The organism is Streptomyces sp. NPDC021225, assembly GCF_044332865.1.
Lineage (GTDB): Bacteria > Actinomycetota > Actinomycetes > Streptomycetales > Streptomycetaceae > Streptomyces.
Window position 1 is genome coordinate 279,943 of record NZ_JBIRPV010000002.1, and the last position, 24,744, is coordinate 304,686.

Annotated in this window: 18 protein-coding genes and 1 tRNA gene; 9 read left to right on the forward strand and 10 right to left on the reverse strand. The window is 72.7% G+C overall.

All coding sequences use genetic code 11. The annotated features are described in order from the left end of the window. The first annotated feature begins 231 nt into the window (after nucleotides 1–231). Nucleotides 232–2,952: a phosphoenolpyruvate carboxylase gene (ppc, locus tag ACH4S9_RS09355; RefSeq protein ID WP_385348731.1), complete on the forward strand. Its 2,721-nt coding sequence runs from the start codon at nucleotides 232–234 to the stop codon at nucleotides 2,950–2,952. An 87-nt stretch (nucleotides 2,953–3,039) separates the two neighbouring features. Here ppc and ACH4S9_RS09360 read toward each other — a convergent pair whose 3' ends face one another. From ACH4S9_RS09360 to ACH4S9_RS09385, 6 genes are all read right to left on the reverse strand, one after another. Next, complete coding sequence (locus ACH4S9_RS09360) at nucleotides 3,040–3,558, reverse strand: hypothetical protein (RefSeq protein ID WP_398370888.1); 519 nt, start codon at nucleotides 3,556–3,558, stop codon at nucleotides 3,040–3,042. A 66-nt stretch (nucleotides 3,559–3,624) separates the two neighbouring features. Beyond that, nucleotides 3,625–4,215: an aminoacyl-tRNA hydrolase gene (pth, locus tag ACH4S9_RS09365; RefSeq protein WP_398370890.1), complete on the reverse strand. Its 591-nt coding sequence runs from the start codon at nucleotides 4,213–4,215 to the stop codon at nucleotides 3,625–3,627. Nucleotides 4,216–4,362: 147 nt separating this feature from the next. Beyond that, on the reverse strand, nucleotides 4,363–4,947 hold the full coding sequence (locus ACH4S9_RS09370; RefSeq protein WP_311726324.1) for a 50S ribosomal protein L25/general stress protein Ctc: 585 nt from the start codon (nucleotides 4,945–4,947) through the stop codon (nucleotides 4,363–4,365). Nucleotides 4,948–5,239: 292 nt separating this feature from the next. Beyond that, on the reverse strand, nucleotides 5,240–6,214 hold the full coding sequence (locus ACH4S9_RS09375; protein WP_311726323.1) for a ribose-phosphate diphosphokinase: 975 nt from the start codon (nucleotides 6,212–6,214) through the stop codon (nucleotides 5,240–5,242). A gap of 71 nt (nucleotides 6,215–6,285) precedes the next feature. Then, nucleotides 6,286–7,743 (reverse strand): bifunctional UDP-N-acetylglucosamine diphosphorylase/glucosamine-1-phosphate N-acetyltransferase GlmU, encoded by a 1,458-nt coding sequence (gene glmU, locus ACH4S9_RS09380; protein WP_398370893.1) that lies wholly within the window; start codon nucleotides 7,741–7,743, stop codon nucleotides 6,286–6,288. A gap of 111 nt (nucleotides 7,744–7,854) precedes the next feature. Beyond that, nucleotides 7,855–7,927: transfer RNA gene (locus ACH4S9_RS09385), tRNA-Gln, on the reverse strand. 221 nt (nucleotides 7,928–8,148) lie between these two features. Between ACH4S9_RS09385 and ACH4S9_RS09390 the strand changes: the two genes are divergently transcribed. Then, nucleotides 8,149–9,660 carry a sensor histidine kinase gene (locus tag ACH4S9_RS09390; protein ID WP_398370895.1) on the forward strand — a complete coding sequence of 504 codons (1,512 nt, stop codon included), beginning with the start codon at nucleotides 8,149–8,151 and terminating at the stop codon, nucleotides 9,658–9,660. Between the two features lie 113 nt (nucleotides 9,661–9,773). On the opposite strand, the gene ACH4S9_RS09395 is transcribed toward ACH4S9_RS09390, so the two are convergent. After that, complete coding sequence (locus tag ACH4S9_RS09395) at nucleotides 9,774–10,253, reverse strand: SUKH-3 domain-containing protein (RefSeq protein WP_385351908.1); 480 nt, start codon at nucleotides 10,251–10,253, stop codon at nucleotides 9,774–9,776. A 29-nt stretch (nucleotides 10,254–10,282) separates the two neighbouring features. Further along, complete coding sequence (locus tag ACH4S9_RS09400; RefSeq protein ID WP_398370897.1) at nucleotides 10,283–10,918, reverse strand: YwqJ-related putative deaminase; 636 nt, start codon at nucleotides 10,916–10,918, stop codon at nucleotides 10,283–10,285. 383 nt (nucleotides 10,919–11,301) lie between these two features. Between ACH4S9_RS09400 and ACH4S9_RS09405 the strand changes: the two genes are divergently transcribed. From ACH4S9_RS09405 to ACH4S9_RS09415, 3 genes are all read left to right on the forward strand, one after another. Then, nucleotides 11,302–12,279 carry an SMI1/KNR4 family protein gene (locus ACH4S9_RS09405; RefSeq protein ID WP_398370899.1) on the forward strand — a complete coding sequence of 326 codons (978 nt, stop codon included), beginning with the start codon at nucleotides 11,302–11,304 and terminating at the stop codon, nucleotides 12,277–12,279. 953 nt (nucleotides 12,280–13,232) lie between these two features. After that, entirely contained in the window at nucleotides 13,233–15,704 is a 2,472-nt protein-coding gene (locus ACH4S9_RS09410) for an SUKH-4 family immunity protein (protein WP_398371799.1), read from the forward strand. Nucleotides 15,705–15,945: 241 nt separating this feature from the next. Beyond that, entirely contained in the window at nucleotides 15,946–16,863 is a 918-nt protein-coding gene (locus ACH4S9_RS09415) for a cellulose-binding protein (protein ID WP_398370901.1), read from the forward strand. A 22-nt stretch (nucleotides 16,864–16,885) separates the two neighbouring features. Here ACH4S9_RS09415 and ACH4S9_RS09420 read toward each other — a convergent pair whose 3' ends face one another. Beyond that, nucleotides 16,886–18,427 carry an MFS transporter gene (locus ACH4S9_RS09420; protein ID WP_398371801.1) on the reverse strand — a complete coding sequence of 514 codons (1,542 nt, stop codon included), beginning with the start codon at nucleotides 18,425–18,427 and terminating at the stop codon, nucleotides 16,886–16,888. Nucleotides 18,428–19,001: 574 nt separating this feature from the next. Here ACH4S9_RS09420 and ACH4S9_RS09425 point away from each other — a divergent pair. The 3 genes from ACH4S9_RS09425 (at nucleotide 19,002) to ACH4S9_RS09435 (ending at nucleotide 23,091) form a co-directional block, all read left to right on the forward strand. Beyond that, nucleotides 19,002–19,790, forward strand: coding sequence for an ABC transporter ATP-binding protein (locus ACH4S9_RS09425; RefSeq protein ID WP_311726316.1), 789 nt, complete (start codon nucleotides 19,002–19,004; stop codon nucleotides 19,788–19,790). Then, nucleotides 19,787–22,363: an ABC transporter permease gene (locus ACH4S9_RS09430; RefSeq protein ID WP_398370904.1), complete on the forward strand. Its 2,577-nt coding sequence runs from the start codon at nucleotides 19,787–19,789 to the stop codon at nucleotides 22,361–22,363. Before ACH4S9_RS09425 ends, ACH4S9_RS09430 begins: the two co-directional genes overlap by 4 nt. A gap of 155 nt (nucleotides 22,364–22,518) precedes the next feature. Further along, nucleotides 22,519–23,091 (forward strand): GNAT family protein, encoded by a 573-nt coding sequence (locus ACH4S9_RS09435; protein ID WP_358844960.1) that lies wholly within the window; start codon nucleotides 22,519–22,521, stop codon nucleotides 23,089–23,091. Between the two features lie 10 nt (nucleotides 23,092–23,101). Here the strand turns inward: ACH4S9_RS09435 and ACH4S9_RS09440 are convergent, their stop codons facing one another. Continuing rightward, the gene (locus tag ACH4S9_RS09440; RefSeq protein ID WP_398370906.1) at nucleotides 23,102–24,223 is read right to left on the reverse strand and encodes a MerR family transcriptional regulator; all 1,122 of its coding nucleotides are present in this window, start codon (nucleotides 24,221–24,223) and stop codon (nucleotides 23,102–23,104) included. 121 nt (nucleotides 24,224–24,344) lie between these two features. Between ACH4S9_RS09440 and ACH4S9_RS09445 the strand changes: the two genes are divergently transcribed. Next, on the forward strand, nucleotides 24,345–24,743 hold the full coding sequence (locus ACH4S9_RS09445; protein WP_311726312.1) for a VOC family protein: 399 nt from the start codon (nucleotides 24,345–24,347) through the stop codon (nucleotides 24,741–24,743). The last annotated feature ends 1 nt before the right edge of the window (nucleotide 24,744 follow it).

Consider the following 24,744-nt stretch of genomic DNA (forward strand, 5'->3'; position numbering starts at 1 on the left):
TAAGTATGGCAGGGCCCCGAAGCGGGGCAATAGGGCTATGGATTCCCCCGAGGGTGTGCCGCCTATCCTGGTGGCGTCGGACAGCGTGGTCCGCACATCGCCGATAGCTCGGGGGTCCCGGGGCCGCGCCACGCGGTGGAGCCGCATCACGTCCGGAGCAGCCGTGCCACGGCGTTTTCGGCCCCGTCGTTCCCCCGACCAGTGCCCGATCACTGCAAGGAGCCCGCACCTGTGAGCAGTGCCGACAACACCAACGCCGCCCTGCGCGCCGATATCCGCCGTCTGGGTGACCTACTCGGCGAAACCCTGGTCCGTCAGGAGGGCCCCGACCTCCTCGACCTCGTCGAGCGCGTCCGCGCTCTCACCCGTAGCGACGGCGAGGCCGCCGCGGAGCTGCTCGGCTCCACGGATCTTGAGACGGCGGCCAAGCTCGTACGCGCATTCTCCACCTACTTCCATCTGGCGAACATCACCGAGCAGGTCCACCGCGGCCGCGAGCTGCGCGCCAAGCGCGCCGCCGAGGGCGGCCTGCTCTCCCGCACCGCCGACCAGCTCAAGGACGCCGACCCCGAGCATCTGCGGGAGACGGTCCGCCACCTCAACGTCCGCCCCGTCTTCACCGCCCACCCCACCGAGGCCGCGCGGCGCACCGTCCTGAACAAGCTGCGCCGGATCGCCGAGCTGCTCGACACCCTCGCCGTCGGGGGCGACAAGCGCCGCACCGACCTGCGCCTGGCCGAGAACATCGACCTCCTCTGGCAGACCGACGAGCTGCGCGTCGCCCGCCCCGAGCCCGCCGACGAGGCGCGCAACGCGATCTACTACCTGGACGAGCTGCACGCCAACGCCGTCGGCGATGTGCTGGAGGACCTGTCCGCCGAGCTGGAGCGGGTCGGCGCCCCGCTGCCCGCCGGCACCCGCCCGCTCACCTTCGGCACCTGGATCGGCGGCGACCGCGACGGCAACCCCAACGTCACCCCCCAGGTGACCTGGGACGTGCTGATCCTCCAGCACGAGCACGGGATCACCGACGCCCTCGCCGTCGTCGACGACCTGCGGGCCGCCCTCTCCAGCTCCATCCGCAACTCCGACGCCTCCGAGGAGCTGCTGGACTCCCTCCAGCGCGACCTGGAGTTGCTCCCCGAGATCAGCCCCCGCTACAAGCGGCTGAACGCCGAGGAGCCCTACCGCCTCAAGGCCACCTGCGTCCGGCAGAAGCTCCTCAACACCCGCGCCCGCCTGGCCGGCGGCACCCCCCACCAGCCGGGGCGCGACTACCTGGGCACCGCCGAGCTCCTGGCCGACCTGCACCTCATCCAGGAGTCCCTGCGCGCCCACCGCGGCCAGCTGATCGCCGACGGCCGCATGGAGCGCGCCATCCGCACCCTTGCCGCGTTCGGGCTCCAGCTGGCCACCATGGACGTGCGCGAGCACGCCGACGCCCACCACCACGCGCTCGGCCAGCTCTTCGACCGCCTCGGCGAGGAGTCCTGGCGGTACGCCGACATGCCGCGCGACTACCGCCGCAAGCTGCTCGCCAAGGAGCTGCGCTCGCGCCGACCGCTCGCCCCCACCCCCGCCCCGCTGGACGCCGCCGGGGCCAAGACCCTCGGCGTCTTCCACACCATCAGCGAGGCCTTCGAGCGGTTCGGCCCCGAGATCGTCGAGTCGTACATCATCTCCATGTGCCAGGGCTCGGACGACGTCTTCGCCGCCGCGGTCCTCGCCCGCGAGGCCGGGCTGGTCGATCTGCACGCCGGCTGGGCCAAGATCGGCATCGTGCCGCTGCTGGAGACCACCGAAGAGCTCAAGATCGCCGACCAGCTCCTCGACGACATGCTCTCCGACCCCTCCTACCGGCGGCTGGTCGCCCTGCGCGGCGATGTCCAGGAGGTCATGCTCGGCTACTCCGACTCCTCCAAGTTCGGCGGCATCACCACCTCCCAGTGGGAGATCCACCGCGCCCAGCGGCTGCTCCGCGACGTCGCCCACCGGCACGGCGTACGGCTGCGCCTCTTCCACGGCCGCGGCGGCACCGTCGGCCGCGGCGGCGGCCCCACCCACGACGCGATCCTCGCCCAGCCCTGGGGCACGCTGGAGGGCGAGATCAAGGTCACCGAGCAGGGCGAGGTCATCTCCGACAAGTACCTGGTGCCGTCGCTCGCCCGGGAGAACCTGGAGCTGACCGTCGCCGCCACGCTCCAGGCCTCCGCCCTGCACACCGCCCCGCGCCAGTCCGACGAGGCCCTGGCCCGCTGGGACGCCGCGATGGACACCGTCTCGGACGCCGCCCACGGCGCCTACCGGGCGCTGGTGGAGGACCCGGACCTGCCCGCGTACTTCTTCGCCTCCACCCCCGTCGACCAGCTCGCCGAGCTCCACCTCGGCTCCCGCCCCTCCCGGCGCCCGGACTCCGGCGCCGGCCTGGACGGGCTGCGGGCCATCCCCTGGGTCTTCGGCTGGACGCAGTCGCGGCAGATCGTGCCCGGCTGGTTCGGCGTCGGCTCCGGGCTCAAGGCCGCCCGCGAGGCGGGGCTCGACGCGGCCCTGGACGAGATGCACCAGCACTGGCACTTCTTCCGGAACTTCCTGTCCAACGTGGAGATGACGCTCGCCAAGACCGATCTGCGGATCGCCCGGCACTACGTCGACACGCTGGTGCCGGACGAGCTGAAGCACGTCTTCGACACCATCCGGGCGGAGCACGAGCTCACCGTGCGGGAGGTGCTGCGGATCACTGGCGAGACGGAGCTCCTGGACTCCAACCCGGTGCTGAAGCAGACCTTCCATGTCCGTGACGCCTACCTGGACCCGATCTCCTACCTCCAGGTCTCGCTGCTGCGCCGCCAGCGCACCGCCCACGAGCGCGGCGAGGACGCCGACCCGCTGCTCGCCCGGGCCCTGCTGCTGACGGTCAACGGCGTCGCGGCGGGCCTGCGCAACACGGGGTGACCTGCGGTCCGCCCCCGAGATGACCGCGGCCTGGGCCGCTCCTCGCGGAGTGGCCCAGGCCGCGGTCTTTGCCTTGGGGGCGGGGCGTCAGAACGTCAGGGTGGCGAAGGACGCGGCGAGGAGGGCCGCGCCGGTGAGGCCCAGGGCCCACGCGGTGCGGCGGAGGCGGAGGCCGCCGGCGACCATGAGCGCGGCCAGCAGGAGGGAGCCCGCGAAGGGCACCCAGGCGTGCAGGATTCCGGTCATGCCGGTCCGTACCGCTTCGTCCGAGCCGGGCTTGAGAGCCACCAGCAGGCGCTCGCCCCGGCCGTCGGTGACCGCCTTGTCGATCCGCACCTTCGCACGGGCACGGCCGGAGCCGTCCATGGGCGTGAAGGCGCCCGTGCACCAGTCGTCGTCGCAGGCGGCGACCGTGATCGTGCCGCGTTCGAGGTTCTTGGTGAACATCGCCGGCTTGGCGGTCGCCCACGAGTACCAGACCCCCGCGACCAGAACGAACAGCGCGAGGAGCGCCATCACCACGTTCTTGGTGACGAGCAGCAGCCCGTATGCGCTCTCGCTCGCCCGCCGCTTACGGCTGCGTTTGATCGTGCCGGTGGAAGACATGGCCGCGATCCTGGCGACACCCTGGCCCGCCGGTCAACCTCCGCCGAGGGCCGCGCGGGCGGATTCTCAGGAGTTGTACGTGGACTGCGCGCGCTCCAGACCGTCGACGATCAGCGTCTCCACCGCGTCCGCCGCGCGGTCCACGAAATAGTCCAACTCCTTGCGCTCAGATGCGGAGAAGTCCTTCAGCACAAAGGCCGCGACGTCCATCCGGCCGGGGGGCCGGCCGATCCCGAAGCGGACGCGGAAGTAGTCGGGGCCGAGCGATTTGGTGATCGACTTCAGGCCGTTGTGGCCATTGTCACCCCCGCCGAGTTTGAGCCGGAGCGCGCCGTGGTCGATGTCCAGTTCGTCGTGGATGGCGATGACATGCCCGACCGGCACCTTGTAGAAGTCGCGCAGCGCGGTGGTGGGGCCGCCCGAGAGGTTCATGAACGACATGGGCTTGGCGACGATCACCCGGCGGCTCGCCGGGCCGGGCGCGCCGAGGCGCCCCTCGACGACCTGGGCGCGGGACTTGTGCGCCTTGAACCGGCCGCCCATGCGGTCGGCCAGCAGGTCGGCCACCATGAAGCCGACGTTGTGGCGGTTGCCGGCGTACTCGGGCCCGGGGTTGCCGAGGCCCACGACGAGCCAGGGGCTAGCTTCGTCCGTCATCTGACCTCTCTCCTGGAGGTGAAGGACCGGCCGCCGCCCCGGGCCCGGCCCCGGGAGGGGCGGGGGCGGGACGGCGGCCGGAACGGGCAGGGGGTGGCGTGGCGCCTCGGCCTCAGGCCTCGGCGCGTGACGCCTCCTCGGGCGTTGTTACGCCTCCTCGCCCTCGGCCTCGCCCTCGGCGGCCGGGGCCTCGGCCTGGGCGGAGACGACCTGGATCACGACGGCGTCCTCCTCCACGGCCAGGGTGGTGCCGGCCGGCAGGGTGATGTCCTTGGCGAGGACGGAGTGACCGGCGTCCAGGCCCGCGATCGAGACGGTGACCGCCTGCGGGATGTGGGTGGCCTCGGCCTCGACCGGCAGCGCGTTCAGCACGTGCTCGAGCAGGTTGCCGCCCGGGGCCAGCTCGCCCTCGGTCTGGACCGGGACCTCGACGGTGACCTTCTCGCCACGCTTCACCAGGAGCAGGTCCACGTGCTTGAGGAAGCCCTTGATGGCGTCGCGCTGGACCGCCTTGGGGATGACGAGCTCCTTCTTGCCCTCGACGTCGAGGCTGAGCAGCACGTTCGGGGTCTTGAGCGCGAGCATCAGGTCGTGGCCCGGCAGGTTGACGTGGACGGGCTCGGAGCCGTGGCCGTACACCACACCCGGGACCAGGCCCTCGCGGCGGGCGCGGCGGGCGGCACCCTTGCCGAACTCGGTACGGTTCTTGGCGGAAATCTTGACCTCAGCCATGGCTGCACTCCTCGTAGTCGTTGTATGCCGCTGTGTCCGCTGAAAGCGGATCTGACGGCAAGCGGATCTGACGGCCGTCACCCGGCCCACGACAGACCATCTCTACGAAGAGCGCGTCGATAACGGACGAGCCGCGTACATCACCGCACACAGCTTCCCTCGCCGAGCAACCCGGCAATTCTACCGTCCCGGGACTCATGCCTCGGCACATGGCTGAGGCCACCCCTCGCGGGGTGGCCTCAGATCGGTCGGCGAGCGCTCGGGGCGCCGGGTCCTAACTCGCCGGCGGCCATCACTGCTCCTCGAAGAGGCTGGTCACCGAGCCGTCCTCGAAGACCTCCTGGACCGCGCGGGCGATGGTCGGCGCCATCGACAGCACGGTGATCTTGTCGAGCTCGACCTCGTTCGGGGTGGGCAGGGTGTTGGTGAAGACGAACTCGCTCACCTTCGAGTTCTTCAGCCGGTCCGCGGCCGGGCCGGACAGCACGCCGTGGGTGGCCGTCACGATGACGTCCTCCGCGCCGTTGGCGAACAGCGCGTCCGCCGCGGCGCAGATGGTGCCACCGGTGTCGATCATGTCGTCGACCAGGACGCAGACCCGGCCCCGCACATCGCCCACGACCTCGTGGACGGTGACCTGGTTGGCCACGTCCGGGTCGCGGCGCTTGTGCACGATGGCCAGCGGGGCGCCGAGCCGGTCGCACCAGCGGTCGGCGACGCGCACCCGGCCCGCGTCCGGGGAGACCACGGTCAGCTTGTCGCGGTCGACCTTGGCGCCCACGTAGTCCGCGAGCACCGGCAGCGCGAAGAGGTGGTCGACCGGGCCGTCGAAGAAGCCCTGGATCTGGTCGGTGTGCAGATCGACCGTGAGGATCCGGTCGGCGCCCGCGGTCTTGAGCATGTCGGCGATCAGCCGGGCCGAGATGGGCTCACGGCCGCGGTGCTTCTTGTCCTGGCGGGCATAGCCGTAGAACGGCACGATCACGGTGATGGAGCGCGCGGAAGCCCGCTTCAGCGCATCGACCATGATGAGCTGCTCCATGATCCATTTATTGATCGGAGCCGTGTGGCTCTGGATCAAAAAGCAGTCGGCGCCTCGCGCGGACTCCTGGAAACGGACGTAGATCTCGCCGTTCGCGAAGTCGAATGCCTTGGTCGGGACCAAGCTGACGCCCAGCTCGTGGGCGACCTCCTCGGCCAGCTCGGGGTGGGCGCGGCCGGAGAAGAGCATGAGCTTCTTCTCGCCGGTCGTCTTGATCCCGGTCACAGCAAGTCTCCTTGGATGTCACTTTGATGCGCTTATCACCGTACGCCCCGCACGGCGCACCCGTGCGCGGGTCATCCCTCGCCCGCGGCCTCCTCGTGGGCCGACTCGGCGGCCCTCGCGGCGGCGCTTCCGGGACGCTTGCGGGCGACCCAACCCTCGATATTCCGCTGCTGGCCGCGTGCGACAGCGAGCGAGCCCGGGGGCACATCCTTGGTGATGACCGAGCCGGCGGCGGTGTAGGCGCCGTCCCCGATCGTGACCGGAGCCACAAGCATGTTGTCCGCTCCGGTACGGCAGTGGCTGCCGATGGTGGTGTGGTGCTTGTTGACGCCGTCGTAGTTCACGAACACGCTGGCGGCACCGATGTTGGTGTACTCGCCGATGGTCGCGTCGCCTACGTAGGAGAGGTGCGGCACCTTGGTGCCCTCGCCGATCCGGGCGTTCTTCATCTCCACGTACGTACCCGCCTTGGCCTTGGCGCCCAGCCGGGTGCCCGGGCGCAGATACGCGTACGGGCCGACGCTCGCGGCCGCGCCGATCTCCGCGCCCTCGGCGACGGTGAAGCTGGCGGTCGCGCCCTCGCCGACGGTGGTGTCGGTGAGCCGGGAGTTCGGGCCGACCTGGGCGTGCGCCGCGAGGTGGGTGGCGCCAAGCAGCTGGGTGCCGGGGTGCACCACGGCGTCCGGCTCGAAGGTGACGGTGGCGTCCACCCAGGTGGTGGCCGGGTCGACGACGGTCACCCCGTCGAGCATGGCCCGGGTCAGCAGCCGGTCGTTGAGCAGCCGGCGCGCCTCGGCGAGCTGCACCCGGTTGTTGATGCCGACGATCTCGCGGTGGTCGCCCGCCACACAGGCGCCGACGCGGTGCCCGGCCTCGCGCAGGATGCCCAGCACATCGGTGAGGTATTCCTCACCCTGGCTGTTGTCGGTCCGCACCTTGCCCAGGGCGTCGATCAGCAGTTGGGCGTCGAACGCGAAGACCCCGGAGTTGATCTCGCGGATCGCGCGCTGGGCGTCGGTGGCGTCCTTGTGCTCCACGATCGCGGTGACCGCGCCGCTCGCCCCGTCGCGCACGATGCGGCCGTAGCCGGTCGCGTCGGGGACCTCGGCGGTGAGGACGGTCACAGCGTTGCCCTCGGTGGCGTGGGTCTCGGAGAGGCGGCCCAGGGTCTCGCCGGTCAGCAGCGGGGTGTCCCCGCAGACGACGACCACGGTGCCGTCCAGGGCGACCCCGCTGTTGGAGAGCTGCTCGAGCCCCATCCGGACGGCGTGCCCGGTGCCGTTCTGTTCGTGCTGCACGGCGGTGCACACCTCGGCGTCGATCTCCGCGAGATGGGCGGTGACCTGCTCGCGGGCGTGGCCGACGACGACCACCAGGTGCTCGGGGGACAGCTCGCGGGAGGCGGCGACGACATGCCCGACGAGGGACCGGCCGCAGATCGCATGCAGGACCTTGGGAGTCGCCGACTTCATGCGGGTGCCCTCACCCGCTGCGAGGACGACGACGGCTGCCGGGCGGTTGACGCTCACGGATGTGCCCTTCGGGCTCGGCTCGGGGTGGACACCCGCAGGATACCGAGAGGTTTCGGGGCGGAAACGAGGGTGGGTCCCCGGTCGGAAGATCGGGGGGCGGAATGCGAGCTCCCCTGCAAGGATTCGAACCTTGACAAACGGTACCAAAAACCGGTGTGCTGCCTGATTACACCACAGGGGATGGTAAATCGGTCAAAGTCGGACACCTGGTGGGGGTGGCCGACTTGGCCTCCACCACTATGCCGTACCGAGCGCCCTCGACGCGACGGTAGAGCCCCCCGCTGCGCCGGACAGATCACAAGCCGCGTCGCGCGAATCACATACCGGCGATCCCCGGGCCGAGCGCGCTCCGGCCCTCGTGTCCCGGGTCAAACCGCCCGCATCCGGCCGTAGTCTGTCGGTATGACTTCGACGGGGGATACGGGGGAAGCCGAAACGGCGGGCGCGCGGGGCGCGCCCGCCGGGCCGTGGTGGTGGCCGCGGCGGCGGAGCATGGTGCTGGACATCGTGATCGCCGTCCTGTCCGCGGTCGAGTGCGCCGCGGAGGGCGTCGCCTTCGCCCATGACGCGCGCATCCCGGTCGCCGCCGGAGTGGCGACGGGGCTGGTCGTCGGCGCCACGCTGCTGCTGCGGCGGCGCTGGGCGATCGCCGTGGTGCTCATATCGATCGCGGTCACCCCCGCGGAGATGGGCCTCATGCTCAGCATCGTCGGCCTCTACACCCTGGCCTCCTCCGAGGTGCCGCGCCGGATCACGGCCGTGCTGGCCGGGATGTCGGGCGTGGGCACGCTCATCATCTCCACCATCCGCTTCCAGGAGGACATGCACCGCACCGGCGGCAGCGGCGCGGATTCCACCGTGTGGGTGATCCCGCTGGTCGCGGTGGTGATGTCCCTGGGTCTTACCGCGCCGCCCATCCTGCTCGGGCTGTACGTACGGGCCAGGCGCCGGCTCGTGGAGAGCCTGCGGGAGCGGGCGGACGGCCTGGAGCGCGAGCTGTCGCTGCTGGCGGACCGCGCGGAGGAACGGGCCGAGTGGGCCCGTAACGAGGAGCGCACCCGCATCGCGCGGGAGATGCACGACGTGGTGGCCCACCGGGTGAGCCTGATGGTGGTGCACGCGGCGGCCCTCCAGGCGGTCGCCCTCAAGGACCCGGAGAAGGCCGCGAAGAACGCGGCGCTGGTGGGCGACATGGGCCGCCAGGCCCTGACCGAGCTGCGGCAGATGCTCGGCGTGCTGCGCTCCCAGGACGTCGGCCAGCGGGCCCCGGCCTCGGCCGGCGCCCGCCGGGACGCGCAGCCGGTGCCGCTGGCGGCGGTGGCCGCCGCGGCGTCGGCCGCGGCGGAGGCGGCCGGGGCGTCGGCCGCGGAGGGCGCGGGGAGCGCGCGTGCGGCCGGGGGCGCGGGGCCGGCCGGGGCGCCCGCCGGCGTCGCGGGCGGGCCGCGGCTGGCGGAGCTGGAGACCCTGGTCGGGCAGTCGCGGGCGGCCGGGATGGTCGTCGAGCTGTCGGTCGAGGGGGAGGAGCGCGGCTACGCCCCCCGGGTCGAGCAGACCGCGTACCGCGTGGTGCAGGAGGCCCTGACCAACGTCCACAAGCACGCGCCGGGCGCGAAGGCGCGGGTCCGGCTCGCCCGCCGGCCCTCGGAGGTCGCGGTGCTGGTGGAGAACGGCCCCTCGGAGCGGGGCGCGGCGGACGCGGGGCTGCCGAGCGGCGGCAACGGCCTGCTGGGGATGAAGGAGCGGGTGACGACGCTCGGCGGCGGTTTTGTGTCGGGGGCCACGGAGTCGGGCGGCTTCCGGGTCTCGGCGGTCATCCCGGACCGTACGGCGGATGGCGCACCGGATCGTGCGGGCAACGGCCGGGTGGATCTCCCGGTGTGGGACCGGGACGCCGAGCGGGCGAAGAGCGCATAGGGCGGAGCGCATAGCGGGGCAGGGGCGAATGTGGGTTTTTTGCCCTATTCATCCCTGCTCGAAATTGGCTCGAAAGTGTGGGTGATTCCTCAGAGTCGCCGCCCGTCGAGCCGCTACCCGCGCGGCAGGCGCTGCGGCTGTACCCCCGTCACCAACGCCGTCAGCGCCGCGTCGATGTCCGGGCCCAGGAACCAGTCCCCGGTGTGGTCCAGGCTGTACACCCGGCCCTCCGCGTCGATGGTCAGCAACGCCTGTCCGTCGGCCTCCTCGCCCAGCGGGCAGAGTTCCGTGCCCAGCGCCCGCCCCAGGTCGCCCAAGGTCCGGGCCAGATGCAGACCGTGCAGCGGATCGAGGTGAAACGGCGTCGGCGCGATGTGCCGCCCGGCCCCGGGCGGGATGACCCGCAGGCCCCCGAACTCCGCCCACGCCTCGACGGCCGCCGGGAAGATGGCGTGCAGATGCCCGGCCGGGGAGGTGTGGGCGCGCAGGGTGTCCGCCCAGACCTCGGCCTGGTGGACGTTACGGCGCCCCGGCTGCCAGCCCGCCTCGCGCAGGGCGGCGTCGACGGGGACGGCGAAGCGGGTCGAGTCCATGCTTCGTACGCGTCTGGATGTGTCCAACGTCAGCCCCTCACCGGGCCCGCCGCGGCCCCGGCCCCGGGCTCGTGCCCCACGGTCCGTACGCCGAAGTGGGCCAGCAGCGGCACACAGGACCGGCACGGCGGGGCGTAGCCGCCGTGCCGCGGATCGCCGGCCTCGCGGATCCGGCGTGTGGTGATCTTGGCGTGTTTGAAGGCGCGGCGGGCCTCGCCATGGGTGAGCGGCTTGCGGGCGGCGCGCTTGGACCGGTTCGCCTCGACGCCGGTCAGATGGCGGGACAGCAGGATCGCCTCCGGGCAGCGGCCGGTGAACCGCTCGCGCTGTGCGCTGGTGAGCGTGTCCAGGAAGTCCTGGACCAGCGGGTGCAGCGGGGGCGGCTGGTCGCCCTTGCTCGCGGTGGAGGTGAGGGTCTGGCCGCGGACGGACAGCGCGGCGGCGACGGTCGGCAGGATGCCGTCGCGGCGGTGCAGAAGCGGCGGCGGCCCGTCGGCGCCGTCGGTCTCGCTCCAGCTGAGCCGTGGGTCGCCGAGCGGCCCCGGGGAAGTGGGGGTGGGTTCCCGCGTCGTCTGGTGCGGTGGATCGCAAGGCGGAGGATCGTCCTCGTACTGGGCGCTGCGGTCGATATGCCGCTGACGCGGCGTGGCGGGCGACTCCGGCAACGCAGCCGGGGGTACCCCCAGCGGTAGCTGGGGGCGCCGTGCCAGGCGGCGTGGGGGCCCGCCTCGACTTCCTCGGGGTCGCTCAGGCCCGGGCGCGGCGCCGTCGTGGCCGTTCGGAGTGGTGTGCATCTTCTGTGTTCCCTCCCCTTTCCTCCCTGCGCAATCCGCGCGCAATTCCCGCGCAATCCCCCCGGTTGCGAAGATCAGCCTGCCAAATGTGGCGCGTGGTGCGAAAGTCCGGGGAGACCGGTGCAGGTCGGGCCGGAGGTCGGCGGTCCGCCCGTTGGCCGGGGCCGGTCATGCGGTCCGGGCGCGACGGGGTCCGGGGTCGCGGTACCGCATAGTCTGTCCGTACCAGCCAGCAGCAGCAGGGGGCATCCGCCATGACGACAGGTCGGCTCGGGCAGCACGCCGCGCCACCGAACACGGCCTACGCCGGGCAGGTCGTGCACTTCCCGGACCCGGTGAGGGCCGCCCGGCACCCCAAGGGCGTGCGAGTGGACGAAAGCGGCTATCCGGACTTTGCGCCCTATGCGCGCGCGGCGGTCGAAATAGCCGAGCCGCCCGAGGGGTTCGGCGTCGACGAACTGCGGCTGACCGACTTCGTGTCCGCCAACGCCGCACAGCACGCCGTCGGCCACGACCTGTGGGACGGCGCGTCGAGCGTGGCCACCCCGCACGGCTGGACCTGGCACCACGTCGTCGGCACCCGCCGCCTGGAGCTGATCCCGGTGGAGGTGAAGGCGCTGCTGCGGCACCACGCCGGGCTCGCCACGGCCGCCGTCGACCAGGACAAGCGCGGCACCCGGCCGCTCCAGGAGACCCGTCCGGTCCACTTCACGCTGCCCAAGCGCGGCCTGTCGGTCACCGAGGAGCAGGTGCTCGGCGTCGAGGAGGACCTCGGCTACCGGCTGCCCGGCGCGTACCGCGCCTTCCTGAAGGCGGCGGGCGGCTGCGCGCCCGTCGGCGCCGCGCTGGACCCGGAGCTCGGGCTCCTGGTCGACCAGCCGTTCTTCACGGTGCGCGACGAGGCCGCGGTCAACGACCTCGTCTACGTCAACAAGTGCCTGCGCGACCACTTCACCAAGGACTTCCTCGGAGTCGGCTTCGTCCAGGGCGGAGTGATCGCGGTGAAGGTGAAGGGCGACGCGGCCGGCTCGGCGTGGTTCTGCGCGTACGACGACGCGCGGGACCGCGACGGCTGGACGGTGCAGGAGCGGGTCGAGCACCTGATGCTCCCGTGCGGCGACGACTTCGACGCCTTCCTGCTGCGGCTCGCGGGGAACCCGCCGGAGCTGGAGACCGTGGCCAACCTGATGGTGGAGGGCGGCTTCGCGTACGCCGTCCCGGTGGAGGGGTGAGCGCGATGGTGACCTTCGCTCAGGCGCAGGAGCGCGCGGAGCTCTGGATCAACGGTGATGTGCCCGGCTACCAGCAGCGCGAGGTGCGGGTGCGGGAGTTCGACCTGGGCTTTGTGGCCTGGGCCGAGGACCGCGCGGACGGCCCCGTCTCGGACGCGCCCGCCGACGGCGCCCGGCTGGTCATCGCCCGCGACAGCGGGGACACGTCCCTGTGGCCCGCGCTGCCGGTGGGCGAGGTCATCCGCCGGTACGAGGAGGAGTACGGGGCCTCGGCCGGCCGCCAGGAGAACACGGGCGCGCGGCCCCAGCGCATCGACCTGAACGCGACGTCCTTCCTGCTGACCCCGCCCGACTGGCTTCAGGAGGCGGCGGACGCGAGGGGCATCCCCGATCAGCGGTCGAGCGGCGGCAGCGGCGCTTCCACGGCGGACTCCGGGACGGGGGCAGGGGCCGGGGCGGACTCCGGCACGGACGCGAGTGCGGCGGCCTCGGCGGGCGGCTCCGCGGACCGTGAGCCGGCAGCGGTGGACGACTGGCCGGGGTCGCAGGCCTCGGGCGGGCCCGCCGACCGCGAGCCGGGAACGGGAACGGACGACTGGCCGGGGTCGCAGGCGCCGGCGGCGTCGGCCTCGGCGGCATCTGGTTCGTACGGTGGTGGTTCGGCCGACCGCGGGGCGGACGACTGGCCGGGTTCTGGCGCGGCTGGTTCCAGCGCGGGGGCGGCTGCGGGTTCGGGCCCGGGTTCGGGTTCGTACGGTGGTGGTTCGGTCGGCGGCGGGGCGGATGACTGGCCGGGTTCCGGCGCGGCGGGCTCCGGAGCCGGAGCGTCCGCGGCGGGCGGCTCGGCCGGTCGTGACCCGGAGCCGGTCGACGACTGGCCGGGGTCGCAGGCGCCGGCGGCGTCGGCCTCGGCGGCATCTGCTTCGTACGGCGGTGGTTCGACCGACCGCGGGGTGGACGACTGGCCGGGGTCCGGTTCGAGCGTCCCCGGCGCCGGAGCGGGCGCGCGGCCCTCGGACGACGCTTCTCACGGTGGGCAGCCCGGCACCGGAAGCCCCTGGGCCACCCCCGCGGGCTCCGCGGCCCCCGGCGCCCCGGCGACACCGGCCGGCGGCACGCCGTGGGCGGGCGCCGACACCAACTCCCGGGGCGACGACAGCGACCGCTCGGTCGCCCCGCCCGTCACGGTCTTTGCCCCGCCGCTCGCGGGCTCGGACGACGAGGACACCCCGGCGCCGGGCGTGCGGCCTGACGCCAAGACCGAGTTGATGTCGGCGGGCAGCGCGCTGCCGCCCACCGCCCTCGCGCCGGCCCTCGACATGCCGCCCCCGACGGGCGCGCCGGCCGCGGGCCCGGGCGTCCCCGGGGCGCCCTCCGCGCCTCCCGGGGCGATGCCTGGCGGTCCGCCGCCCCCGCCGCCCGGTGCGCCGGGCGCTCCCGGCGCCGGTCCGGCCCCGGGGCCGCGGACCCCGACTCCGCCGCCGTCCGGCCCGGGTGCCCCGGGCGCGCCGGCCGGAGGGTACGTACCGACCCAACTGGTCTCGGCGCTCGACTCCGAGAGCCTCGCGATGCCGCCCGGCGCCCCTGGCGCCCCAGGTGCCCCGGGCGTTCCTGGTGCCCCTGGTGGCGCGCAGACGCCGCCTCCGCCGCTGGCCCCGGGCGCCCCGGGCGCGGGCGCGATGCCTCCGCCGAGCGCCCCGGGTGCTCCTGCTGCACCTGGTGCTCCTGGTGCTCCTGGTGGGGTGCATGCGGCGGCGACGATGCTGGCCGGTGGTCCTGGCGCGCCTGGCGTGCCCGGCGCGCCAGGGGCGGGCGGCCCGCAGCCGCCCGGCCCGCCCGGTGCTCCCGGCGTCCCGGGCCAGTCCGGTGTGTCGGGTCCGCAGCCGCCCGGTCCGCCGGGCGTGCCCGGGGCCGGGGGCGCACAGACGCCGCCTCCGCCCGGTCCCGCCGCCAACTTCCCCGGTCCGCCCGGTGCCCCGGGTGCGCCCGGCGCTCCTGGTGCCCCGGGGGCTCCTGGTGTGCCTGGTGCTCCTGGTGGGGTGCATGCGGCGGCGACGATGCTGGCCGGCAGCCCTGGCGCGCCCGGCGTCCCTGGCGCGCCGGGCCCCGGCGGCCCGCAGCCGCCCGGTCCGCCCGGTGCCCCGGGTGTCCCCGGTGCCCCGGGCCGGCCCGGCGTGCCCGGCCCCGGCGGTGCGCCGACGCCGCCCCCGCCGCCCCCGCCGCCCGGCCCCGGCTACCCCGGCGGCCCCGGCCCGGGTCCCGGCCCTGGCCCCGGTCAGCCCGGCGCTCCCGGTGGGGTGCACGCGGCCGCGACGATGCTCGCGGGCGGCACGCCCCCGCCCGGCATGCCCGGTCCGGGTACGCCCCCGCCCGGGATGCCCGGCCCCGGCGTGCCCCCGCCCGGTGGCGCGTACGCCTACCCCACGCCGCCGGCCGGTCAGCCGACCGTCGGCCCCGGCTACATGGCGGTGCTGCGCTACCGCGCGCAGGACGGCTCCGAGCAGCAGCTCATCCGCCGTTCCGCGCCGGGCACCCCGCACCCCGAGTGGCAGATCCTGCACGAGCTACGCGGGATGAACGTCCCGCCGCAGCAAGTGCTGGAGCTCCACACCGAGCTGGAGTCCTGCGATCTGCCCGGCGGCTACTGCGCGCGGATGATCAAGGAGACCTGGCCGCAGGTGCGGATCAGCCACACGGCGGCGTACGGGCGTGACCACGCGACCCGTCAGCAGGGCGTGCGCCACCTGATCGAGCATCAGGGCGAGTTGCACCAGGTGGCGGATGGCCCGGCTCGCCCGGCTCCCAACCGGGTGCCGCTGCCGCACCCCAGCCAGGTGCAGCGGGTGCCCCCGGTGCCGCCGGAGCTGCTCGCGCAGGAACTGCTCCAGTCGTTCGGCCCGCAGGGCATCTTCCGCTTCGACCAGCGGGCGGTGTCGCGGATGGGCGTGCCGGACGTGGTCGCGCAGACGCTGGTCTGGTCCGGGCTGCCGATGGACTTCGGGCCGTTCTTCTGGGCGCAGGCCCACCAGGGCCGCCCGGTGCCGACGCTGGCCGAGCTGGCCGCCGAGCGCGGGGTGCAGCCCGCGCCGGACTCGGGCTCGTACCTGGTCATGGGCAATGACTTCGGCCGTCAGCTCTGCGTGCAGTACGGCACCGCGCACATCGTGGCGGTGCCGGTGGAGGCGGGCCCCGGCGGCACGTCCGTGCCGCCGCAGTTCGTCAACTCCTCGCTGCCGGACTTCGTCCGCTGCCTGGCCCTGCTGGGCCGGATGTGGCGGCTGCGGTTCGGGCTGACGCCGGAGCAGGCCGGCCGCTGGACGGTCGACTTCCAGGCGCAGCTGGCCTGCCTGGACCCGGCGGCGCTGTCGTCGCCGGACACCTGGTGGTCGGTGCTGCTGGAGCAGATGTGGGACGGATTGCTCTGAGCGAACTCTGAGGCGAACAGCGCCAGAACATCAGGACCGAGGCGCCCGACCCCCGTGACGGGGGCGGGCGCCTCGTCGTTGTGTTGTCCGGGTCCGCTGGCGACGACATCGGGCGACATCTGGGGGACACGACATCTCCGACCGAAGGAGATGGGCGGAGTGTCGCGTTATGGGCGATTAGCCGCGATCTATAAAGATGTGCGCCGGAGCGGTTGCATGCCGGACAAAAGGGGTTCCAAGGATGGGCGCATCGGTGTCACGTCAAGGTTTCACCATCGGCGGACGGGGCCGCGGCTACCGCCCCGAGCAGGTTGACCGCGCTCTCGCGGAGCTGTCCGACGCGCGCGACGCGGCGTGGGAACGGGCCGCGCGGCTGACGGTCCTGGGCAATGAGCTGGCCGCCGACGCCGAGCGGCTGCGCGAGGCGGTCGTCCAGCTGGCCCCCCAGACGTATGAATCGCTGGGCGACCGCGCCCGGCTGATTCTGTTCGCCTCCGAGGAGGAGGCCGCGAGCCTGCGGGCGCGGGCCGAGGGCTCGGCCCAGGAGCTGTGGGACGCCGCGCGGGCCGCGGCCCGTACGGTCGAGGAGGCCGCCCGCGAGGAGGCCGGGCGGGTGCGGGCCGCCGCCGAGGCGTCCGCGCGCTCGACGCTGGAGGCGTGCCAGGCGGACGTGGACGAACTGCGGGCCGCCTCGCGGCAGGACGCCAAGGAGTGGCGGGCCGAGGCCCTGTCGGCGCTGAAGGAGACGCGGCAGCGCAGCGCCGCCGTACTGGCAGAGCTGGAACGGGACCACGGCGATCGGTGGGAGGCGGCGGGCCGGGAGATCGCCGAGCGGGAGGCCGCGGTGGCCGCGGGCATCGACCGGTTGGAGGAGCGCGTGCAGCAGAAGCTCGCCGAGGCCAAGCGGGAGTACGCGATGGCCGAGCAGGCGGCGCGGCTACGGCAGGAGGACGCCCAGGCCCAGGCGGCGGAGATCATCGCGCAGGCCCGGGCCCGGGAGGAGCGCCTGGAGCGGGAGACGGAGCGGACGCTGCGCGAGCACGTGGAGCGGCGTGAGGAGCTCAAGTCGCACCTGGAGCACGTACGGGGCAGCCTGGCGGCGCTGACGGGGCGGCCGGTCGCCGAGGACGCCGGCTCCACGCCGCTGCCGGAGGGCTGACCGGCTTTCCCGGCGGGGCTCCCTACCCGGCCGTCCGCGTCTGCTCGTCGGCTCCCTCAGCTCCCTCGGCCCCTCCGGTGCCCGCCGTGCCGTGTTCGCCGTCCGGCCCGGCGGCGGCCCGGCGCGGGGCGAGGAACAGCAGGACCAGTACGGCCAGTACGGCGGCCCCCGCCGAGCCGACGTACACATGGTCGACGGCGGTGTCGACCGCGCGCCGCAGATAGTCGGCGGCCTGGTCGGTGAGCGTGGCCGGGTGCTCCAGCGCGCGGGAGACGCCGTCGAGGTCGTCGGGCAGGCCGGGGCGGATCGCGGCGGGCGCCTCATCGAGGCGGGCGGCCAGCGTGGAGTTGGCGACGGCGCCGAAGACGGCCGCTCCCACGCTCTGGCCGACCAGCCGGCAGAAGAGGATGGAGGCGGTCGCGGTGCCGCGCTCCGCCCAGCGGACGGACGACTGGACCCAGATGATCAGCGGTAGCTGGAAGAGGCCGAGGGCCGCGCCGAGCAGCAGCATGATCAGCGCGGGCTGCCAGGCGGCGCCGGGATCCGCCCCCGGGTAGGGGAGGAGCGGGAAGGCGAACAGGGCCAGCGCGGCCAGCCCGATGCCGGTGATCGCACAGCGCCGGAAGCCGACCCGGTTGTAGACGCGGCTGCTCAGCGCGGCGGATATCGGCCAGCTGAGCGTCATGGCCGACAGCACGAACCCGGCCGCGATCGGGCCGAGCCCCAGGACCGACTGGCCGTAGGTGGGCAGGAAGACGGTCGGGGCGATCATCACCAGGCCCAGCGCGCCGAGCGCGAGATTGACCGCCGAGATCGTACGGCGCCGCCAGACCCAGCCCGGGATGATCGGTTCGGCGGCATGGCGCTCGATCCACACCGTCCCGGCCGCGCACACCGCGCTGCCCGCGAACAGCGCGAGCGACGGCGCGGACAGCCAGGCCCAGGCCACCCCGCCCTGCACGAGCGCGGTCAGCAGCAGCCCGCCGGTCGCGAAGATCGCGAGCGCGCCCGCCCAGTCCACCCGGGATCCGCGCGCGACCTCCCGGGCCGGCTCGTGCAGATGACGGACGATCAGCAGCAGCGCCACCGCGCCGACCGGCAGGTTGATCAGGAAGATCCAGCGCCAGTCGGCGTATCCGGCCAGCAGACCGCCGATGACCGGGCCCGCCACGGAGGACAGGGCCCACACCGAGGAGAGCCTGGCCTGGATCTTCGGGCGCTCCTTGAGCGGGTAGAGATCGGCGGCGATGACCTGCACGGTGCCCTGGAGCGCGCCGCCGCCCAGGCCCTGGACGATACGGAAGGCGATCAGGGAGCCCATGTTCCAGGCGCCCGCGCACAGCAGCGAGCCCAGCAGGAAGAGCACGATCCCGAAGAGCAGGACGGGCTTGCGGCCGAAGGTGTCGGAGATCTTGCCGTACACCGGAAGGCTGACGGTGACGGCGAGCAGATAGCCGGAGAACAGCCAGGAGAAGACGGAGAAGCCGCCGAGGTCGCCCACGATCTGCGGGATCGCGGTCGAGATGATGGTGGAGTCGAGCGCGGCGAGCGCCATGCCGAGCATCAGCGCGGCGGCGACGGGGCGGCGGCGTACGGGGGGTGACGGCGTGGTTCCCGGGGTAGGGGGTCCGGTGTCCGGGTCCGTCCGCCGTCGTGCGGTGCCGCCCACCGTGCGCACTCCCTCCCCGGCCGAGCCGGCCGGCTGCCGTGCTGCGCTGCCCGTCACACTCGCTGCCCGCAAATACTGTTGTACTACCCACCATTTCATGCGGGATCGCGGGAGGGAAGCGGGCGTCCAGGCCGTGGAACAGCGGACTTGAACCTCCCGTGACGTGAGGGAACAGTCTTGACCCTGAGACGGGATCCGTCTCAGGTCTCACACCCCTAGGGGACATCCACCCCTTCCTCCTACCCGGGGTTCGTACCGCCGGAGGAGGTGTCCGACCTGGGACGCTTCTAGTGTTGCTCTGGCCGACCGGACCGAGGGGGTATGGCTAGCACCCCCATGGACAGGGAGCCAGGCACCATCGTGCCACCCCCCGCGCCTGGCTCATCCTTGAACTGGGCGGCCGGGAGAACCGGGCTCGTGGAAGAACCGTCTGAAGAGCCGAAGAAGAAGACGACTGAGGAGAGTCACCGTGACAACCGCTGTATCGATTCCCAAGACCGGGGGCAGTGGAGGACATACGGCTGTTGCCGCCCGCGCACGCCAGGTGGTCAAGTCCTATGGCTCCGGCGAGACCCGCGTGGTCGCGCTCGACCATGTGGATGTCGACATAGCCCGCGGCCAGTTCACCGCGATCATGGGCCCCTCGGGCTCCGGCAAGTCGACCCTGATGCACTGCCTTGCCGGTCTCGACACCGTGACCTCCGGCCAGATCTTCATCGACGAGACCGAGATCACGGGGCTCAAGGACAAGAAGCTCACCCAGCTGCGCCGCGACCGGATCGGCTTTATCTTCCAGGCGTTCAACCTCCTCCCGACGCTCAACGCGATCGAGAACATCACGCTGCCCATGGACATCGCGGGCCGAAAGCCGGACCGCGCCTGGCTGGACCGGGTGGTGGAGACCGTCGGCCTGGCCGAGCGGCTCAAGCACCGGCCGAACCAGCTCTCCGGCGGTCAGCAGCAGCGCGTCGCCGTGGCGCGCGCCCTCGCCGCCCGCCCCGAGATCATCTTCGGTGACGAGCCCACCGGAAACCTGGACTCCCGGGCCGGCGCCGAGGTGCTGGGCTTCCTGCGGCGCTCGGTGGAGGAGCTGGGCCAGACCATCGTGATGGTCACCCATGACCCGGTCGCCGCCGCGTACGCCAACCGGGTGCTGTATCTGGCGGACGGCCGGATCGTCGACGAGATGCACAACCCCACCGCCGAGCTGGTGCTGGAGCGGATGAAGAGCTTCGACGCGCGCGGGCGGGTGTCATGACCGTCGTCAAGACCTCGATGCGCAATTTCTTCGCGCACAAGGGACGCATGGCGCTGTCGGCCATCGCCGTCCTGCTGTCGGTGGCCTTCGTCTGCGGCACGCTGGTCTTCACCGACACCACCAACGCCACCTTCGACCAGCTCTTCGCGAGCACCAGCTCCGATGTCTCGGTCAAGGCCAAGGAGAAGAGCGCCAGTCACAACGGCCCGCAGAGCGGCAAGATCGAGACGGTCCCCGGGTCGCGGCTCGCCGAGCTGAAGAAGGTCCAGGGCGTCAAGTCCGTGGTCGGTGAGATCAGCACCGAGACCGTCACCGTCGTCGACAAGAACAACGACGACATCGGTCCGAAGTCCGGCGCCCCGACGGTCGCCACCAACTGGGACCCGACCGAGCTGCTCGCGGTGGACCTCACCTCCGGCCATGAGCCGCGCGGCCCCACCGAGGTGATGCTCGACGCCGACACGGCCAAGAACAAGCACCTGAAGATCGGTGACGAGCTGCGGCTCATCGCCGTGCCCGGCGACTTCAGCGCCAAGATCGTCGGCCTGACGACCTTCAAGGTGACCAACCCCGGCGCCACCATCGTCTACACGGACAACGAGACCGCGCAGCGCAAGCTGCTCGGCCGCTCCGACGCGTACACCAGCTTCGCCCTGACCGCCCAGCCCGGCGTCAGCAACGAGCAGCTGAAGAAGAACGTGGTCGCGTCCCTCGGCGACAGCTTCAAGGTGCAGACGAAGGCCGAGGCCGCCGAGGAGGGCAAGAACGACGTCGGCTCGTTCCTCGACATCATGAAGTACGCGATGCTCGGCTTCGCCGGGATCGCCGTGCTGGTCGGCATCTTCCTCATCGTCAACACCTTCTCGATGCTGGTCGCCCAGCGCACCCGCGAGATCGGCCTGATGCGGGCCATCGGCTCCAGCCGCCGGCAGATCAACCGCTCGGTGCTCATCGAGGCGCTGCTGCTCGGCGTCATCGGCTCGGTGCTCGGCGTGCTGGCCGGCGTGGGCCTCGCCATCGGGCTGATGAAGATCATGGGCAGCCAGGGCCTGAACATCAGCACCGACCAGCTGACGGTGAAGCCGGCCACACCCATCATCGGCCTCACCATCGGCATCGTCGTCACCCTCATCTCCGCGTACATCCCCGCCCGCCGCGCCGGGAAGATCTCCCCGATGGCGGCCCTGCGGGACGCGGGCACCCCGGCCGACGCCAAGGCCGGCCGGATCCGGGGCGTGATCGGCCTGGTGCTCACGGCGGCGGGCACGGCGGGCCTGGTCGCCGCGGCGAACGCGGACAAGGCGACCGAAGGGTCCATGTTCCTGGGCCTGGGCGTGGTGCTGACCCTGATCGGCTTCATCGTCATCGGCCCGCTGCTGGCCGGCCTGGTGGTCCGGGTGCTGGCCGCCGTCATCCTGCGGATCTTCGGCCCGGTCGGCCGCCTGGCCGAGCGGAACGCGCTGCGCAACCCCCGGCGCACCGGCGCCACCGGCGCCGCCCTGATGATCGGCCTCGCGCTGGTCGCCTGTCTGTCGGTGGTCGGCTCCTCGATGGTCGCCTCGGCCAGCGATGAGCTCGACAAGTCGGTCGGCGCGGACTTCATCATCCAGGCAAAGCCTGGTAAGACGTTCAACGCGCAGATCGAGAAGGCGGTGCAGCAGGCGAAGGGCGTGGACCACGTCACCGACGTCAAGAACCTCAACGACACCAAGATCACCACGCCCGACGGCAAGACCAGCACCGACAACCTGGTCGCCGCCGACCCGATGTTCGCGGACGACCTGCGCACCCCCGTGGTCGACGGCAAGCTTTCCGACGCCTACGGCAAGGACGCCATCTCGGTGGGCGAGGGCTTCGCCGAGGACCACAAGGTGAAGGTGGGCGACGTCCTCACCGTCGCCTTCGAGGGCGGCAAGCCGGCCAAGCTCAAGGTCGCCGCCATCACCTCGGACGACACCTCGCTCAACAAGGGCGCCAAGTACGTCAACATCACCACCGCCGAGCGCTATATCCCGGCCGACGAGATGCCGGTGAACGCGATGATGCTCGCGGCCGCCAAGGACGGCCAGGAGAAGGCGGCCTACGCCTCCCTCAAGGCCCAGCTGGACGGCTTTCCGCAGGTCGAGGTCCGGGACCAGACCGACTACAAGAAGATGATGAAGGATCAGATCGGGCAGCTGCTCAACCTGGTCTACGGCCTGCTGGCGCTCGCGATCATCGTCGCCGTCCTCGGTGTGGTGAACACCCTGGCGCTGTCGGTCGTCGAGCGGACCCGGGAGATCGGCCTGATGCGCGCCATCGGCCTGTCGCGCCGTCAGCTGCGCCGCATGATCCGTCTGGAGTCGGTCGTGATCGCGCTGTTCGGCGCCCTGCTGGGCCTCGGCCTCGGCATGGGCTGGGGGGCGACGGCGCAGAAGCTGCTGGCGCTCGAGGGCCTGAAGACCCTTGAGATCCCGTGGCCGACGATCATCACCGTCTTCATCGGCTCGGCCGTGGTGGGCCTGGTCGCCGCCCTGCTCCCGGCGTTCCGGGCGGGCCGGATGAATGTGCTGAATGCCATCGCCACCGAATAAATGGCTGCCGGAGAACAGCTGACAGTCGAATAATGAAGCCGCTGCCCCTTCGTGGGGGTGAGGGGCAGAGGGCCGGCCCGGCGCACTCCCAGCGAGCGCGCCGGGCCGGGCGTTTGCGCCCCCGGACACACGACATCGAACGGGGGAGAGACGAGATGGGGACGGATGCACAGCGCGTGATCTGCTGGCGGGGCAGGAGTGTCCGCTTCGCATATCTGGAGGAGGGCGACGCGGAGCTGATCCACCGATGGCAGTCCGATCCGGTGATCGCCCATGAGGCCGGCTTCCTGCCGAGGGCCCTGTCCGCGTGCCGGGAGCGGATCGAAAGGGACATCGACAACCAGTCCCGGGACGACTTCCTGGTGCTGCTGGAGGACGGCACGCCCATCGGCCATATCGCCCTCATCGAGCAGGAATACGTCGACGGCTGGGGGGAGGTCTGCCTGGTGCTGGACCCGGCCTGGCGCGGTCAGGGGTACGGCACCGACGCCGTCGACGCACTGGTCGACTTCGCCCTCGGTGAGCTGCCGCTCTACCGCGTGGAGGCGTTCACGCACCTCACCAACGCCGCCGCTCTCGGCGCACTCGCCAAGTCGGGCTTCGTCCAGGAGGGGGTGCGGCGCGGTGCGTGCGTGCACCGGGGGAGCCGTCACGACCTCGCGGCCCTGTCCCTGCTCAGGCCCGAGTGGGAGGCCCTGACCCGGCCCCGGGCCTGGGACCACGGCTGAGGGCGGGGCTTCAGCCGGTGGCGCGGGTGGTGCGCACCGGCATGACCAGGGTGGTGAAGCTCCCCTGGTCGGCGGAGCGGACGACGACGGGCTGCGCCGCGGACGCGATCTCCAGCAGCACATCGGGCCCCACGCTCGCGTCGAGCGCCGGGAGCAGTACGGCGGGGTCGAAGGCGATCCGCGGCGGCGGCCCGGTGCAGATGGCGCGCAGCGCGGTCGCGTCGGGTCCGCCGGGCCCGGTGCCTGAGATCAGGAGCTCGTCTCCGGCCGTGGCCAGGACGACCGCCCGGTGGCCGGCGTCCAGGCGGTCCGCGACGGCCCGCCGCAGCGCGGCGCGGTCGGCGAGCACCCGGTGCCGGGCGGCCCCGAGGCCGTCCAGCACCATCCGGTAGGCGGGGAACACCTCGTCGGAGCCCGGCAGTTCCCGGCACTCGCCGCCGCCCCGTAGCCGGGTGTGCCGCCCCTCGACCTCGACGGTGACCTCGGGCAGGCGCCGGGCCCAGGCGGCCACCTCCCGCAACTCGTCGATGTACCAGAGCAGTTCGCACGGCTCGCCCGCGCTCGACAGCGGCCGGAGCGCTCGTACGGCCAGCCGGTAGCGGTCCGTGGCCACCAGCCGGATCTCCTCGCCGTCGAGCTCGACCAGGACGCGGCCGAGCACCGGGAACTCCTCCCGGGCCGCGCCCGAGGCCACCGCCGAGCCCACCTGCCGCACCGCGCCCGCCAGTTCGGCCCCGCCGACGCGGACCTCCGCGCGGCGTGTACCCCCCGGCAGCTCGCGCAGGATCTCCTCGATCGCCGCGCGTGCCACCGCGGCCGTCTCCCGGGTCCGGCTCAGATGCGCCCGCAGCACTTCGCGGGCCTGTTCGTACGGCCCGTCCAGGACGGCCGCCGCGTCGACCAGCGGCAGCTCGGCCTCCCGTAGCCGGCGCAGCAGCGCGGCGCGCGGCCGCTGGTCCGTGGCGTAGTAGCGGTAGCCGGTCGCCGCGTCCACGCGGGCGGGGCGCAGCACCGCGCAGTCGTCGTAGAACCGCAGCGCACTCGGCGCCAGCCCCACCTGCCGGGCGAACGCTCCGATGCTCAGCAGGGCCTGGGTGCCGTCGGCGCTCCCGGTGGCGTCGTTGTCGTCCATGGGCGCGATTGTCGGGCTTCATCCGGCTTGAAGGTCAAGAACACTCCTCGCGCGGGAGGCGATGAGTTCCGCCGGGCCCGGCGGTCCTACAAGCAGAACCGATTCCCCCAGGGAGAGCAGCATGACCGAGAGCAGCAAGGGCACCAAGAGCACCCGCATCACCGAGCTGGGCAGGGTGGCCGTCCCGGTCGCCGACCAGGACCGGGCGCTGGACTTCTACGTCGGCACGCTCGGCTTCGAGAAGCGCGCGGACATCCCCATGGGCGAAGGCCTCCGCTGGATCGAGGTGGCGCCGACCGGCGGCGCGGCCGCGATCTCGCTGATCCTGCCGATGGAGGGGCAGTCGCCGGGCGTCGAGACCGGCATCATCCTCACGAGCGAGGACATCGACGCCGACCACGCCGCGCTGCGGGACCGCGGCGTCGATGTGGACGCAGAGGTCAAGCGATGGGGCGACCCCGTGCCGCCCATGTTCGGCTTCCGCGACCCGGACGGCAACAAGTTCGTGATCGTGCAGTGAT